The organism is Gluconobacter sp. R75690, assembly GCF_015244525.1.
Taxonomy (GTDB): domain Bacteria; phylum Pseudomonadota; class Alphaproteobacteria; order Acetobacterales; family Acetobacteraceae; genus Gluconobacter; species Gluconobacter potus.
The window spans coordinates 1-13,434 of the sequence record NZ_JABCQB010000014.1; the positions used below are offsets into that span (position 1 = coordinate 1).

11 protein-coding genes and 1 tRNA gene are annotated in these 13,434 nt (G+C 57.0%); 4 read left to right on the forward strand and 8 right to left on the reverse strand.

Going from position 1 to position 13,434, the window contains the following annotated elements; all coding sequences use genetic code 11:
* Positions 1 to 184 precede the first annotated feature (184 nt).
* Positions 185 to 571, forward strand: a complete 387-nt coding sequence (locus tag HKD27_RS14085; RefSeq protein WP_194689884.1) for a hypothetical protein — start codon at positions 185 to 187, stop codon at positions 569 to 571.
* A gap of 17 nt (positions 572 to 588) precedes the next feature.
* Here HKD27_RS14085 and HKD27_RS14090 read toward each other — a convergent pair whose 3' ends face one another.
* Complete coding sequence (locus HKD27_RS14090) at positions 589 to 966, reverse strand: hypothetical protein (protein ID WP_194689885.1); 378 nt, start codon at positions 964 to 966, stop codon at positions 589 to 591.
* A 65-nt stretch (positions 967 to 1,031) separates the two neighbouring features.
* Between HKD27_RS14090 and HKD27_RS14095 the strand changes: the two genes are divergently transcribed.
* Positions 1,032 to 2,138, forward strand: a complete 1,107-nt coding sequence (locus HKD27_RS14095) for a site-specific integrase (protein WP_194689886.1) — start codon at positions 1,032 to 1,034, stop codon at positions 2,136 to 2,138.
* Here the strand turns inward: HKD27_RS14095 and HKD27_RS14100 are convergent.
* The 4 genes from HKD27_RS14100 to HKD27_RS14115 form a co-directional block, all read right to left on the reverse strand.
* A complete protein-coding gene (locus tag HKD27_RS14100; RefSeq protein ID WP_194689887.1) occupies positions 2,133 to 3,806 on the reverse strand; it encodes an ATP-dependent endonuclease in 1,674 nt (557 codons plus the stop codon). The two genes, HKD27_RS14095 and HKD27_RS14100, sit on opposite strands and share 6 nt — an antisense overlap.
* A 455-nt stretch (positions 3,807 to 4,261) precedes the next feature.
* A tRNA-Val gene (locus tag HKD27_RS14105) sits at positions 4,262 to 4,336 on the reverse strand.
* 96 nt (positions 4,337 to 4,432) lie between these two features.
* On the reverse strand, positions 4,433 to 6,319 hold the full coding sequence (locus HKD27_RS14110; RefSeq protein ID WP_194689888.1) for a hypothetical protein: 1,887 nt from the start codon (positions 6,317 to 6,319) through the stop codon (positions 4,433 to 4,435).
* 12 nt (positions 6,320 to 6,331) lie between these two features.
* The gene (locus HKD27_RS14115; protein ID WP_194689889.1) at positions 6,332 to 7,264 is read right to left on the reverse strand and encodes a mitochondrial fission ELM1 family protein; all 933 of its coding nucleotides are present in this window, start codon (positions 7,262 to 7,264) and stop codon (positions 6,332 to 6,334) included.
* Between HKD27_RS14115 and HKD27_RS14120 the strand changes: the two genes are divergently transcribed.
* Positions 7,248 to 8,507, forward strand: a complete 1,260-nt coding sequence (locus HKD27_RS14120) for a DEAD/DEAH box helicase (RefSeq protein WP_194689890.1) — start codon at positions 7,248 to 7,250, stop codon at positions 8,505 to 8,507. The two genes, HKD27_RS14115 and HKD27_RS14120, sit on opposite strands and share 17 nt — an antisense overlap.
* Here the strand turns inward: HKD27_RS14120 and HKD27_RS14125 are convergent.
* The gene (locus HKD27_RS14125; protein WP_194689891.1) at positions 8,504 to 9,580 is read right to left on the reverse strand and encodes a glycosyltransferase family 4 protein; all 1,077 of its coding nucleotides are present in this window, start codon (positions 9,578 to 9,580) and stop codon (positions 8,504 to 8,506) included. The genes HKD27_RS14120 and HKD27_RS14125 overlap by 4 nt on opposite strands.
* Complete coding sequence (locus HKD27_RS14130; protein WP_194689892.1) at positions 9,577 to 10,629, reverse strand: glycosyltransferase family 4 protein; 1,053 nt, start codon at positions 10,627 to 10,629, stop codon at positions 9,577 to 9,579. Before HKD27_RS14130 ends, HKD27_RS14125 begins: the two co-directional genes overlap by 4 nt.
* Positions 10,630 to 10,977: 348 nt before the next feature.
* Between HKD27_RS14130 and HKD27_RS14135 the strand changes: the two genes are divergently transcribed.
* Complete coding sequence (locus HKD27_RS14135) at positions 10,978 to 12,120, forward strand: succinylglutamate desuccinylase/aspartoacylase family protein (RefSeq protein ID WP_228518546.1); 1,143 nt, start codon at positions 10,978 to 10,980, stop codon at positions 12,118 to 12,120.
* On the opposite strand, the gene glyA is transcribed toward HKD27_RS14135, so the two are convergent.
* Positions 12,117 to 13,421, reverse strand: coding sequence for a serine hydroxymethyltransferase (gene glyA, locus HKD27_RS14140; RefSeq protein WP_194689893.1), 1,305 nt, complete (start codon positions 13,419 to 13,421; stop codon positions 12,117 to 12,119). The two genes, HKD27_RS14135 and glyA, sit on opposite strands and share 4 nt — an antisense overlap.
* Positions 13,422 to 13,434 lie beyond the last annotated feature (13 nt).

Consider the following 13,434-nt stretch of genomic DNA (forward strand, 5'->3'; position numbering starts at 1 on the left):
ATCCGTCAGATCGCCTCGTGCCATGCCTGTTCTCTCTGCTCCTTACCCCACAGGCAGGAAGTGAATCAGATCTCAGGCAGATCGTATAGATCTTTTGTCAACGTGACCTAGACACTCCAATGATGGAAGGTGCGGGAGAGTCGGGCAACCGATTTTCCCGCAGCGCTTTGACGGGAGGCGTCGCATGACCTTCCTTCAGAAACCCGCTCCTCAGACACGTCGGGGCTTCGAGCAGCTTCTCACAGAGATTAATCCGAGCGTTCACGCCACGGCGCGCGAACTCTTCATCAATCAGCAGAACTGCCACAATCAGGCGGGGCTACTCGACAGCTACCGCGATTATGATGGCGCACGCACCTGGTCCGAACATGCGTTCCAGATCGGCGAGCGCTTGGACGAACTCCTGTCCGCGAACCTAATCCGGAACCCCTTTCCCGGCATTCCAGACAAGACCGTCGACTGTCGCCCGGTAACTCTATCCACGATCGAAGAAATCGACCGTGTCCGTCTGCATGACTGGTGCTGGAAGATGGTCGATGTCGTCCGCGCCGCCGCATACGGACAGCGCTGATGCCAGTCCGCAGCCAATCATCGAAATTCGGCATCTGCGACGCGAAAGGCCGCGTCGTGGAACGCTATGCGACCCGTTATTTTGCTGAGCAGTCCGCCCTCTCCTGGGCCGCCTGCAAGCGCGCAGCTGTCAGCATCCGTAACGGCAGAAAGATTATCGCCCAAGCAGTTCCGACTGGAAACGGATCGGCGTGCCTGGATGAAGGTCACAATCCGGAAATCGCATTTTGAGGTGCCTCTCATCAAAACGGAGAGCCTGACCTGATGAAGCTTAACGATCTGCCCACGGTCTACACCGTCAACGACCTTCTGGATCACCTGAAGGGTCGCCTCGGCCGAGGAAAGCTGATGCAGCACCTTTCCCAGGTCCTCGAGTTCGATGGCGGCCCCACGCATCGCCGCTGGTCCAATCGGATCGTCTTTTATCCCGAAGATATCACCCGCCTGCTGTCGAGCCTCGAATGTCCCTCAAAATCGTCAAACGCCACAATACGAAGAACCTCTACATCCGCGGCACCATCAGGGGCACGAGCGTATGCGAAAGCACTGGAACTTCTGACCCCACACGGCCGGAAGAATTCCGCGCCAAGCGCGAGGCCGAACTGTGGACCGAGAGCATCTACGGCAAGAAGGCAACCGTCACATTCGCCCATGCCGTAGCAGCCTATCTGGAGGCAGAGGAACGGTCGGAGACGACGAAGTTCCACCTGCGCCGCCTTCTGAACCATTTCGGCACTACGCGACTGATCGAGATCGCACAGCCACAGCTGGACGATGCCTATCGTAAGATCCTGCGGGACGGTATATCCGCCAGCTCCGCCACCAAGATGCGCGGTGTTCTGACACCGTTGCGGGCTGTTCTGGAATTCGCCGCGATTCGCCAATGGTGCGATCGTCCTGCTTTCGACACGCCCCGGATTCCGCGCGGCCGAACGACTTATCTGAAGCCGGCCGAGGTCAGACGCCTGATCGATGCCGCCGCTCCTCACCTGAAGCCGCTGCTGACGTTCCTGGTCGGAACAGGCGTGCGGATGTCCGAGGCTCTTGATCTAGAATGGAAGGACGTGGATCTGCGCGGCAAACAGGCAGTCGTCTGGCAGAAGCAAGGAAATGAACGCAGACTGGATCTTGTGCCCGTGGTAATGGAAGCGCTTGAAGCCCTGCCCCATCGACACGGTCACGTTTTCCGGCCGGTCCAGATCCGCCGACGCTTCAAGGGTGCCGATCCGGAAAGGATCATAGGTGACTGTTACCCTAACAATGGTCGCACCAGCGGCGGCCAGATCAAATCAGGGTGGGCCGCCGCCTGTCGCAAAGCCAAACTGCCAGGCAAGTTCCGTGTCTGGATCCCGAAAGGCGAAACTACAGAGCGCCGCGTCTTCGTCCCAGACATCACGCCACACGATCTACGCCATACCTGGGCCACCTGGCATTATTGCATACACAAAGACCTCCTCCGCCTGAAAGACGAAGGAGGTTGGAGCACGATCAATATGGTGACGCGGTATGCGAAGCAGATGTCTGCATCGTATCAGGATGAAATAAGATATTCGTTTATGAAATTATGACATCCTTGAGTTTATTTTTCTTATTAGATTATTTAAGTGCTTCAATTCTTCTTGTGAATAATCTTTATATTTCTTGAAACATTCTAAGTACTTCTTTTTGAGCTCATTTTTTGCTGACTTTCTATCTGTATTGCTTCCAAGTTTCATAATAAGGTCTGTTTCCGCGCCATTGACCTCTGAAAGAATTCTTGTTGGTAGTAACCCCTCAATGCAATCTTTGCCTGGTGCTCTAATCCCATTGGCACAGAAATCACTCTTGTCGATACCTGCTCGCTCTAGTGCCGCACTACACTCTCTCTCAGCATCAAGGTCGAAAGTTACAAAAACTTTGTCAAATTTACTAAGAAGAAATTTCACAAGCACAGTGTTTTTAAGTGTATCCTTCCCTCCGTAAGGAGTTACTTCAATTTCTTTATTTAATTTATCGCAATTAAGATCATTTTCTGTTAAAAAATCAAAGTATTCCTTATCAATCGGCCCTTCTACTAGGAGTGATTTTGTTTTATCTACCCCAAATATGGGCCGTAGTAGAGCAAATTCTTTTGGGCTTATTCCTAGTTGTTCAGAAAATGGAACCATCCATTCGTCGCCATCTGTATTGATTATCTGTGATTCAACCAATTTTCCACGATGAGTTTTTCTACAAAGAAGTATATTTGACGACGGCTCTTCTTGGTTAAGCATGTAAGGACTATGAGTTGTAACTATTATTTGTATCCCAAACTCTTCTGATAAATGCCTAAGTACTCTACCAAATTCTGCTTGGGCAGAAGGATGTAGAAAGCTTTCTGGTTCTTCTACAAGTACGATAGGAGTAATTTTTTCATCTATAGATTCAGCGGTTTTTATCTTATTGGCGCGTAAAATTGCCATAAGAATATGAGTACGATTTTGTGTTCCACTTCCCCATTCGTCGATAGGCATATCGACATTTTTATCTTTTAAATTTATTCCGAGATGCATTCTTCTCGCAGAGACTTTCTCTGGCGGGGCTAATTCTACGTCATATTTTTCTTTCAATTTTCCTAAAATATCTGTCAAGCCACTTACATGGTCTTTGGCTAATTTTCGAATTTGTTTTTCTATAGTTTTATTTGCTTCATCTAATATTTTTCTTTCGCTTGGGGATATTACAAAGTCAAAAAATATTCTTCTTCGTCCATCTGAATAGTATATATCATCTTCTTGTCTTGTTGAGTTATGAACAAATAAAAGATTTGACGCTTTAATTCTTCTTTCAATTTCCTTTGCTGATTTATCATCAACCTTATGGTCATTTATAAATACAGACAAAGCGATGTCATCTGATATATTTATCTCGTATGATATGTATAGATTATTAACCTCATCTTTTATTTCTCTTTCTGCAATCTTTTCAATAAAAGATACTAAAGCTGGGTCTTCGCTTCTATAGAAAACAAATGAATACCTTAGATTTATAGGCTCTTCATTTTTTATCCATTGCGTTTTATCTTCTTTGTATGAAATAGAATTTCTTTCACTAAACCAAGGAGACGAAGTTCTCTCTAATATCCATGTTAAAAGCTTTATTATTGTTGATTTTCCGGCGTTGTTTTGCCCAGAAATAGTGCAGTAATTCTTGTGGAATTTTATATCTATATCTGAGAATACCTTATAATTGGTGGCTTTTATTCCGACAACTTTCATTAACGTTCTCCAAAAAAAATTATGGAAAAACTTTGTAACAAATTCTTGTGGAAAGCAACTCTGATCAATATCTAAATCAACTTCAATTTATTTAGGAATAGAGTCCGCATGCTATTTTTAAATATTGAGATAGGTCTTGCCGGGAAGCAGTCAGCCAATCTATTTTTTTGAAATAGAGTTGTGGATACACAGCTACCAAAGAGGCCGATATCGTCATTGACTATTTGTGACGAACAAACATTTTTTCAAAAAATTTCATCTATAACGTTTATGCCACACTACACAAACGCCCTTTAGACTCGTCCGCGAGAGCGTTCAGCATTAACTAATGCTATCCAAGAATTATCCACTTTTGATCTCAGCATCCCTGGTGTGGAGTGAGACAAAACGAATCAAACATCGCTTCCCATAACATGTTTCTGGAAAGAAAATCTTTGATTTTCATGGGTTTAGGATGGTGGGCGCGACAGGGATTGAACCTGTGACCCCTGCCGTGTGAAGGCAGTGCTCTACCGCTGAGCTACGCGCCCATCCGTGGGACGGGCTTCTAGCAAGGTGTTGTTTTCCTGACAAGATCTTTTTCGTGGGGAACCGCATTATCCGCTGCGGTTCCCTTTTTCGGCGGCTCAGAAGCCGAACATGTGGTCCAGCGAGAATGCGCCTTGTCCGTTTTCCAGGCCATGATAGCCGAAGAGGCGGCAGGTCAGGTCCCGGATCAGAACGTAGCCGCCTTCCCCGGCACGATCGAGGTGCGAGCCTTCAAACAGCTCGTGCGGGTGGACCATGAATGACCCGTTGGGCGCGATCCTGATGGTCGTCTGGGCAATCAGGGCACCATTTGCGTCATGGAGCAGAAGAACGGTTTCCGAAATATCGGTTCCTTCGACCGAAGCCGGATGGATCAGGCAGCAGAAGCTTCGCAGCGTCTCCTGCCCTGCCTTCTGTCCCAGCTTCAGAAAAAGTCGCGTCGTCAGGCCGGGCGGTGGGCCTGAGTACGACTGTGGCTCCGAGCGCCAGGTCATGAGTGTATTGAAAATATGGGCGCCAAAGCTGGTTTCAGCAGCGTGATCGCTCTCGCGGTTCCGATAGCGCATCAGGGCGTGCAGCCAGCCATCGGCTTCGCCGCCATCGCGGAAATCGTAAACCAGGTCGGCATGACCGGGCCGATCCACCAGGGTGTGCAGAGCAACGGCCGTGTCGTGGTCGCGGGGAAGGTTACCCAGGAAATGCGATCCGACTTTCCCACCTGTCTCATCAAACAGATCGAGCCTTACGGGAAGAGACTGGAGCGCTTCGGACATGGGGTTGGGCTGCAGGAACGTCTCGAACTGTTTCGGATCCAGGATCGGAAACGGCAGCAGGAATCCACGGCCCAGCGATGGTGCAAACTGACGGATGGCAGGCTCGGGTCGCAGATCGTCCCGCTCCACGTTCAGATGGGCGATGCGGGTGCGGCCGCGCTGCGTGATTTCATAGCGTGGACGTACGAGATGCCGGCCCGAACGCAGTTCAAGCTGTGCGGGCCAGTGTAATCCGGGAAAAAGCGCGCCAACATCCACGGCCACCGTCTCGAACGGCCCGACAGCACGGTCGAGCGCATACGATGTGTCTTCTCCCATCCGGTTGAAGGTAATGCCTCCAGCCAGAATGGTGGTCGCGTGGCTGTTCTGTACCCAGACGATCAGCGTTTCGTCGGGCTCAGGGGCCGGAAGGGTTGCGTAACGCACGGAAGGCCAGGCATTGGCATCATGCGTGACGGAGAGGCTCGGGTCGCCGTTTTTACCCCAGCTGTCGAGAGCATATTTGACGACGTCATGTCCGCGCGCGCCCAGAACATGGATGAAAAGCTGTCCCGTAAATTCCGGCAGATCAAAGCGGCGGCGGATATCGGCGCTGTCGATCGTGATCCCTGCCCCGGCTTCAGTTACCGGCTGTTCCCACTGGGCCAGCACCTTGCCCGCTCCGTCATAGAGCCGCATCCAGTAACGCAGGTTCTCCGCCGCATAGCTGGACCAGTAATTGGCCGTCACGATCCGGCAGGAAAACTGCTCTGTCTCGCGGAAGAAGGCGAAGTTGGTCGCGAAGTTCAGCTTGTCCAGATAGGGACGACCGGCAACCAGCATCTCGTCTGGCAGGCGCGCCGGGGCAAGCGTGTAAAGATCCCGACCGTTCTGAAGTCCCTTCAACCGGGTCCGCATTTTGGCGTCTTCAAAGGACAGAGCAAGGATGGCATCCGCTTCGGTCGCGGGAAGATCCACGAGCGCACGAAGCGTTCCGCCAAAACCGTCCGGCTGTCCCACCCGCTCCGTATCATGAACATAGACGCAGGCCGGTTTCAGCCCCGGATAGAGCGCGGCCAGCGTGCGGGCAGCGTCATCCGGATCGTAGACAGCCAGCGTCCGCCCTGCGAATTCGGCTTCCATCCGGACGAGCGCTTCCGCGGCCAGCGGATGCGCCAGTGCCTTGTACAGAACATTGCCACCCTGCGGACCAAAGGTGCGGATATCGAGCATACAGGGGCCCTTTCAGAGCTTCAGACGTCGGCGCATTTCTCTCGCCACGAGGGGGGTATCGTCAAGCGGCATGACATCCCACGGAACCTGTGTCGGATCGAACCACTTAACCCGCCCGGCGTCTTCAAGCGTTTTTACAAAGCGTGAAATCCGGCTGGAGCGGCCTGGAAGCGGAAAAACCAGGACCGGGGCAGAGGTCGCCACGGCTTCGGAAATCATCGAGACACTGTCCGTCGTGACGGCAATCATGTCCGCACAGGCCAGCATACCCATATAAGGGTTGTCGTCCCCACTCCCTGTCAGAACGGCAATGCCATGAGGCTCCAACCGTTCGCGAAAAACGGCTATGGCAGCCGGATCAGTCCGGCGCGAGGGGGTAAGGACGGCCTGCATGGCGTTGCGCTTCGTGAAAGTGATGATCCCTTCTGCCATCCGTTCCGCTTCAACCGGACCCAGCGAGAAACGGCCATTGGCGCCCCCGATCAGAACGGACAGCAGCGGGCGCCCATCGCGCTTCAGTCGCCCTTCCCATCCGCCCCGTGCCAGAGCGAGCTTCTGTGGTGTGACGGGATGAAGTGCATTGCGTGATATCAGAACATTCGGTCCGCTGATCCCGTCATGCGTGTTGGCAATCACGAGGTCGAACCTGCTGACCGGCATGCGCGGGTTCTGGATCTGCACGACCGGCAGTCCCTCGCGCCGGGCCACAGCCCTGCCGATGATGCCCCCTGTCCCGCCGATACAGATGATGAGGCCTGTGTCTTCGGGAATCCTGATGGGATCGACCCGGCGCAGCGGAGAGGGCCAGTAACGGGCCGGAAAACGCGACCAGAAAGGCTGGATGCGCACAGGCCGGAAATCCCACTCCAGACCGGCCTTTTCAGCCAGTCCGGCCCCCTGCGCCCGCATACCGGCGAAGTCCTCCGCGATGATGATGGCCTTCATGAGGGAACTCCGCAAAAAGAAGGTATTTCCCGAACTGCGAGAAATTTGGCAAGAAGCGCACATGACAACCTCCCAGCCGCGCCCTGCCTCGCCGACCGCAACGTCCGCCACTCCTGCTCCCGGGTTTGAGGAGCTTGGGCTGATTGCGCCCCTGCTGGCAACTCTTGCCCAGGCCGGACACAAACGTCCGAGCCTGATCCAGGCACAGGCTATTCCCCCTCTGCTGGAGGGCAAGGACGTTCTGGTCGGCTCCCAGACAGGCAGCGGCAAGACCGCCGCTTTCGTGCTGCCCATGCTCCAGAAGCTCGAAGAAGCTGGCCCGGCCCCCGGCCCCCGTGCGCTCATTCTGGAACCTACGCGCGAGCTTGCCGCCCAGACCGCGGCCGTCTGCCGTCAGCTCGGGCGTCGGCTGTCCCTGAAAACGCGTGTTATCTGTGGTGGTACCTCCCGCGAGCAGCAGGTCCAGTCCGTCAGCGATGGCGTGGATATCATCGTTGCGACCCATGGCCGTCTTCTGGATCTGGTCATGCAGGCTGATCTCGTTCTGGAACATCTGACCTATCTGGTTCTGGATGAGGCGGACCGTCTGCTGGATGAGGATTTCTCAGCCAGCATGACGGCGCTGACCCCCTATTTCCCGGACCAGCCGCCCCAGACTGTTTTCTGCTCGGCCACATTGCCCGACCCGGTCATGGATCTGGCCAAGCGTGTGACGCGCAATCCCGTCCGCGTGGAAATCGCGGCGGAATCCTTCACGCCCAAGAACATCCGTCAGCGGGCGATTTTCGTGGAAAAGGACGACAAGCCCGAGACCGTTGCCCGTCTCCTGAAGCATTTCGAAGGCCGCAGCATCGTTTTCGCCCGGACGAAAAACACGGTGGATGCGCTCGCCAAAACCCTGCGCCGACATAACCTTCGGGTTGAAACCCTGCATGGCGACCGGACGCAGGGTGCCCGCAACAAGGCACTGGATCTGTTTCGTCAGGGGCGTGTTCCGGTTCTGGTCACGACCGATATCGCCTCGCGTGGTCTCGACATCCCGGATGTGGATCTCGTTATCAACATGGACATGCCCGAAACGCCGGAAGCCTATGTCCATCGTATCGGCCGGACTGCCCGTGCCGGTCGCAAGGGCGTGGCGTTCTCGCTGATCAATATTGACGAGCGCACGTTCCTGCGCGATGTCGAAAAGCATATCGGCTACCGCGTCCGGATCGCGACGGAAGACTCCCTAGACCGCTAGGACATCTCGCAGCTGGCGAGAATATCCCTCGCCAGATTTTCCCATTCCTGCCCGCTATCAACCTGCGGGCGAACGGGTGGAGGCGCCTCAAGGATATTCTCCAGCGCTGTCGCAATTGCCCCCGGCTCCGGTGCGCACAGAACGGCCTGCGCATCGTCCGAAAACTGCTCCACCAGCCCCCCGACCCGCGTTGCGACGACATAGCGCCCGCTGGCAATCGCCATGGCCCCGACGCCGCTCTGGGAGGCTTCACGATAGGGCAGCACCACAATGTCGGCCCATGCGATGAGGCGGGGAAGTTCGTCTTCCGCGACCCAGCGGTTCTCGACTCTGACCTGAGCCAGTGCCTCCAGTCGCCCCAGTTCCGGGCTTTCAGGTCCCTGTCCCACAACCCGACATTCGAAATCACGCCCGACACGCGGCAAAGCTTCCGCCAGCAGGTCCAGCCCCTTGTAGGGCAACAGACGGCCAAACATCAGGATGCGCGGGGCTCCCTTATGGGCGAATGGTGGCGCGGCTGCTCCCCCAATGAACGGCGGATGAGCCAAGGCGACGACGGGACAGTCTACGGCATCCGGCCCGGTGGTCAGTCCATCGGCGACATGACGGCTGAACGTGACGATCTGGTCAGCCTGACGGATCAGCCTGCGTTGCAGGATTGCCTGAAAAGGATAGCCATCGCCCGGATGAGGCTGCGCATCATGGACAATGACTACGATCCGTACGCCAGCCCGGCGCAGCACATGCGTCATCAGCAGATCCAGAGGTCCCGGCATTGCACAGATCGCTACGTCCGGACGGAAGTCCCTCACAATCCGTCCCAGCTGGTGCAGAAATCCCGGCGCCGTCAGCAGGCGCCCCACCAGCCCCTGGATGGAGCTGTAGGTCGCAACTTTCACGACCGCGTCCGGCGCATTCCGGCTCTGAAGGATTTCCGCCCGGTCTGACAGGCAGAGCAGAACATCCGTACCGGGGAGCCGTCTCAGCCCATCGGCCAGATCCACGGCAATCCGCGGCCCAGCTCCCCGCCGCCCCCATTGCCACACAAGAATGCGTTCGGCAGATTTCGTCACGGCTGAACCCCAACCGCCAGAGCCGCTTCCCGTAGTGTCGCACCATTCAGGCGCGTGGCGATCCTCTGTCTGGCATTCGCACCAAGGCGGGACCGCAAGTCCGGATCTGCGGCTGCAGCCCGCAGGGCCGTCACGGCGGCATCCCTGTCGGGAAGCGCCCATTTCGTGTCCGGCATGTCCCAGATCCCGCGTGGATCCCGTGCCGGAACCAGCGTGTACGGGACCGGCAGGCCGCACGTCGCGTCCAGAAACTCTGTCGTCGCCGACCAGTCCGTTGCAATCACGCACCGCCCCAGCGCCATGGCCTCCGCCACGACAAGTCCGAACCCTTCACTACGATGGAGGGACAGTACGATATCTGTACAGGCCGTCAGGGCAAGCCGGTCGGCGCCGCTGAGCTGCCCGGTCTCAATCCGGATATTGGTCGCTCCGCCGGTGGCTGCCCGGATCTCCGCCAGGTCGTCAGGATAATGTTCGGTATGGCCGATCTTCATGAGCAGGAGCCGGTCTGAACGCTCCCCGAAGGCAGCGCGAAACGCCTCAATCGTCTCGATCGGGCTTTTGCGCACCATACTGGAAGACAGGCTGAACGAAACCAGAACAATTACGCAGTCTTCCGGCAGCCCGAAAGATGCCCGGTCACGGTCTGAGGGTTTCTGTTCCGCAAGGCCCACCGGATGCTCGACGACCCGCACAGGGCGCTCCAGCGTACGAAAAGCCTGAGCGGTAAAATGCGACGGAGCCCAGATTTCATGGATATGACGGCGGGCATGACGCCATGTCTGCGGCACGACCGGCAGTTCCCAGGCCCAGTATCCGATGACCCGCCGTCCGGTTCTCAGCCAGCGTGGCATGAAAAGCTGTACATAAGGCAGCATCGGCGCATTGACGTGAATTATCAGTGGCGCTCCCGGCCCCGTCGCGTCCCCTTCAAGAACGCGCCTGTCGACGTCCCATGTTGCGCAGGGAATGTTCATGTCCCGCAGTGCCCGGACCATCAGGCGCGCTCCCTCGCCCAGTCCCGAACTGCGGCTGAATTCTCCCGCCACGATCATCCCGTGTGCCGGAACAATTCTGTGCGGCCTGAGCGCAGGGGCTGCGAGCGCCGTGACCCACGCGAAAAACCGCCTTCGGGATCCGGCAGGAAGCTGCTGCCACAATTTGTGAAAAAAGGAGAGAGACTGTTTCATCGTCCGTTCATGTGCCGTCTGTACCTGGGTCGTGACCATGGACACGGGCCGTAATCCGCGAAAAACCGGGCGGAGTACGGAAAAGGGACGCGCCAGACCAACCTCGGCGAAATGTGACTCTCCTCAGGGCCGGCCGAAGAAAAAGGCAACATTCCCTCTCTGGCGAGCCGCCCCCAACGTGCTTACACTACAACCCATGACCGATCCATGTCCTACGCTCCCCGGTGCAGGTATGGCTCCGCCGGGCGACCGGACGGGGAGCAGTGGGTCCTGTCCTGTATCGTCGGGTTTCCGGGGACCATGAGTTGCAAGGCGGGACAGCGGCACCATCCGCTCCGGATCCGTCAGCCCCGCCTGTCGGAAACGCTGCCGGGGCTCGGCCGCCCGCCCCTGGTCTTCAACGTGGCCCTTCCGCCCCCCGATCTTTCATCGTGGCGCGCACCTCCTTCGGGCATGCCGGGTGTCTGGGTTTTCGATTCGGGACGTTCCGGGCCGGAGATGGTCATCACGGCCATGGTGCATGGAAACGAATATGCCGGGGGATGGGCGCTTGAAAATCTCCGCAGGCGTGGTCCTGTCCTGTCCTCGGGACGCCTGACGCTGATCCTGGCCAATCTGGAGGCGTTCGATCGCTTCGATGCTGCCAATCCGGTCATGTCCCGTCATGTGGACGAGGATCTCAACCGTCTGTGGCATAACACACGCCTGAACAGTCGCGAGCATTCCAGCGAACTTGAGCGTGCCCGTAAGCTTCAGCCCTATATCGCCCGGGCGGACCTGCTTTTGGATCTGCATTCCACACTCTGGCCATCCGAACCCCTGTTTATTGCCCCACCCCGTCAGCGATCTGCCGAATTCGCCTGTGCTCTGGCCGGGGGCAAGGAATTGCCGCAGACGGTCCTGACGGATCTCGGGCATCATGGCGGATCACGGCTGATCGAGCATGCGCATTTCATGTCGGCGGGCGGTACCGGACGCAGTTGTCTTCTGGAAGCTGGTCCTCACTGGGAGCCTGCCACCGTCACGGTCATGGAAAGCGCCATCGCACGCCTGCTGGTGGAGGCCGAGACCATCCATCTTCGTGGACAGGCGACAGAGGAGTCGTGCCCGCCGGAAATGGCGGTGGTGACGGACAATATCATCGCCCGGAATGCGGATTTCAGTTTCATCAGGCCATGGGAGGGCGGGGTTACAATCCCCAAGGCGGGAACGCCCCTCGCTCATGACGGACATGATCTGATCTACACACCCTATGACGAGTGTCTGCTGATCATGCCCAATCTTCGCCCCCGCCGGGGGCAGCTTGCGGTTCGTCTGGCCAGACGAACCGCAGTATTGTTCAGGTCTTAGGCAGAAGCGCGGTCATAGATCGGGAAGCGGCGGCACAGGGCTTTCACTTCCTCATGCACGCGGGCCGTCACGGCCTCGGCATTGTCTTCCTCAAGAGCCGCCGTCAGCACTTCGTCGATCATACGACCGACTTCGCGGAACTCTGCTTCTCCGAAACCACGTGCTGTCGCCGCCGGGCTGCCCAGACGGATGCCGGAGGTTACGAACGGCTTTTCCGGATCGAACGGAATGGCGTTCTTGTTCGCCGTGATGCCAGCGCGTTCCAGAATGGCTTCGGCCAGCTTGCCCGTTACCTTCTTCGGACGCAGATCCACGAGGATCAGATGGCTGTCCGTGCCACCCGTGACGATGTCGAAGCCACGGTTCTGAAGCTCGTCCGCCAGCGCGCGGGCATTGGCCAGAACGCGCTTCTGATAGGCCTTGAACTCATCCGACAGGGCTTCGCCAAAAGCGACGGCCTTGCCTGCAATGACGTGCATGAGCGGACCGCCCTGCAGCCCCGGGAACACGGCGGAGTTCACCTTCTTCGCCAGATCGGGGTTGTTCGTCAGGATGATGCCACCACGCGGGCCACGCAGCGTCTTGTGCGTCGTGGACGTCGTGATGTCGGCCACCGGAACCGGGTTCGGATACAGACCTGCGGCGACCAGACCGGCGAAATGCGCCATGTCCACCATCAGATACGCACCGACTTCATCGGCGATCTTGCGGAAGCGGGCAAAGTCGATGACGCGCGGGTAAGCCGAGCTGCCCGCCACGATGATCTTCGGCTTGTGCTCGCGGGCCAGTGCTTCCATCTGGTCATAGTCGATCAGACCGTCTTCGGCGCGCACGCCATACTGCACGGAGTTGAACCACTTGCCCGAATAGTTCGGGGCCGCGCCATGCGTCAGATGTCCACCCGCAGCAAGGCTCAGGCCCAGAATCGTATCGCCCGGAGTGGCAAGTGCCATGAAAGCAGCCTGGTTGGCATTGGCGCCGGAATGCGGCTGCACATTGGCGAACCCTGCGCCGAACATCTTCTTCAGACGCTCGATGGCGAGGTTCTCGACGCGGTCCACATCCACGCAGCCGCCATAATAGCGCTTGCCCGGAAGGCCTTCCGCATACTTGTTCGTCAGCACTGAACCCTGTGCTTCCATGACGGCAAAGGAGGCCATGTTCTCCGAAGCGATGAGCTCGATGCCATCCTGCTGGCGCGTCAGCTCCTCGTTCAGGATGGTGGCAACTTCGGCATCAACCTCCTTGAGGGGGGCATGAAAGAAACGATTCAGCGTGGACTGGCTGGCGTGTTCCGACATCGTGGTCCATTCT

Bases quoted from the DNA above. Each gene is read 5' to 3' on its own strand.
- HKD27_RS14085 (WP_194689884.1), top strand. From the start codon at position 185: ATGACCTTCCTTCAGAAACCCGCTCCTCAGACACGTCGGGGCTTCGAG.
- HKD27_RS14090 (WP_194689885.1), bottom strand. From the start codon at position 966: ATGCGTGGGGCCGCCATCGAACTCGAGGACCTGGGAAAGGTGCTGCAT.
- HKD27_RS14095 (WP_194689886.1), top strand. From the start codon at position 1,032: ATGTCCCTCAAAATCGTCAAACGCCACAATACGAAGAACCTCTACATC.
- HKD27_RS14100 (WP_194689887.1), bottom strand. From the start codon at position 3,806: ATGAAAGTTGTCGGAATAAAAGCCACCAATTATAAGGTATTCTCAGAT.
- HKD27_RS14110 (WP_194689888.1), bottom strand. From the start codon at position 6,319: ATGCTCGATATCCGCACCTTTGGTCCGCAGGGTGGCAATGTTCTGTAC.
- HKD27_RS14120 (WP_194689890.1), top strand. From the start codon at position 7,248: ATGATGATGGCCTTCATGAGGGAACTCCGCAAAAAGAAGGTATTTCCC.
- HKD27_RS14115 (WP_194689889.1), bottom strand. From the start codon at position 7,264: ATGAAGGCCATCATCATCGCGGAGGACTTCGCCGGTATGCGGGCGCAG.
- HKD27_RS14135 (WP_228518546.1), top strand. From the start codon at position 10,978: ATGTCCTACGCTCCCCGGTGCAGGTATGGCTCCGCCGGGCGACCGGAC.
- glyA (WP_194689893.1), bottom strand. From the start codon at position 13,421: ATGTCGGAACACGCCAGCCAGTCCACGCTGAATCGTTTCTTTCATGCC.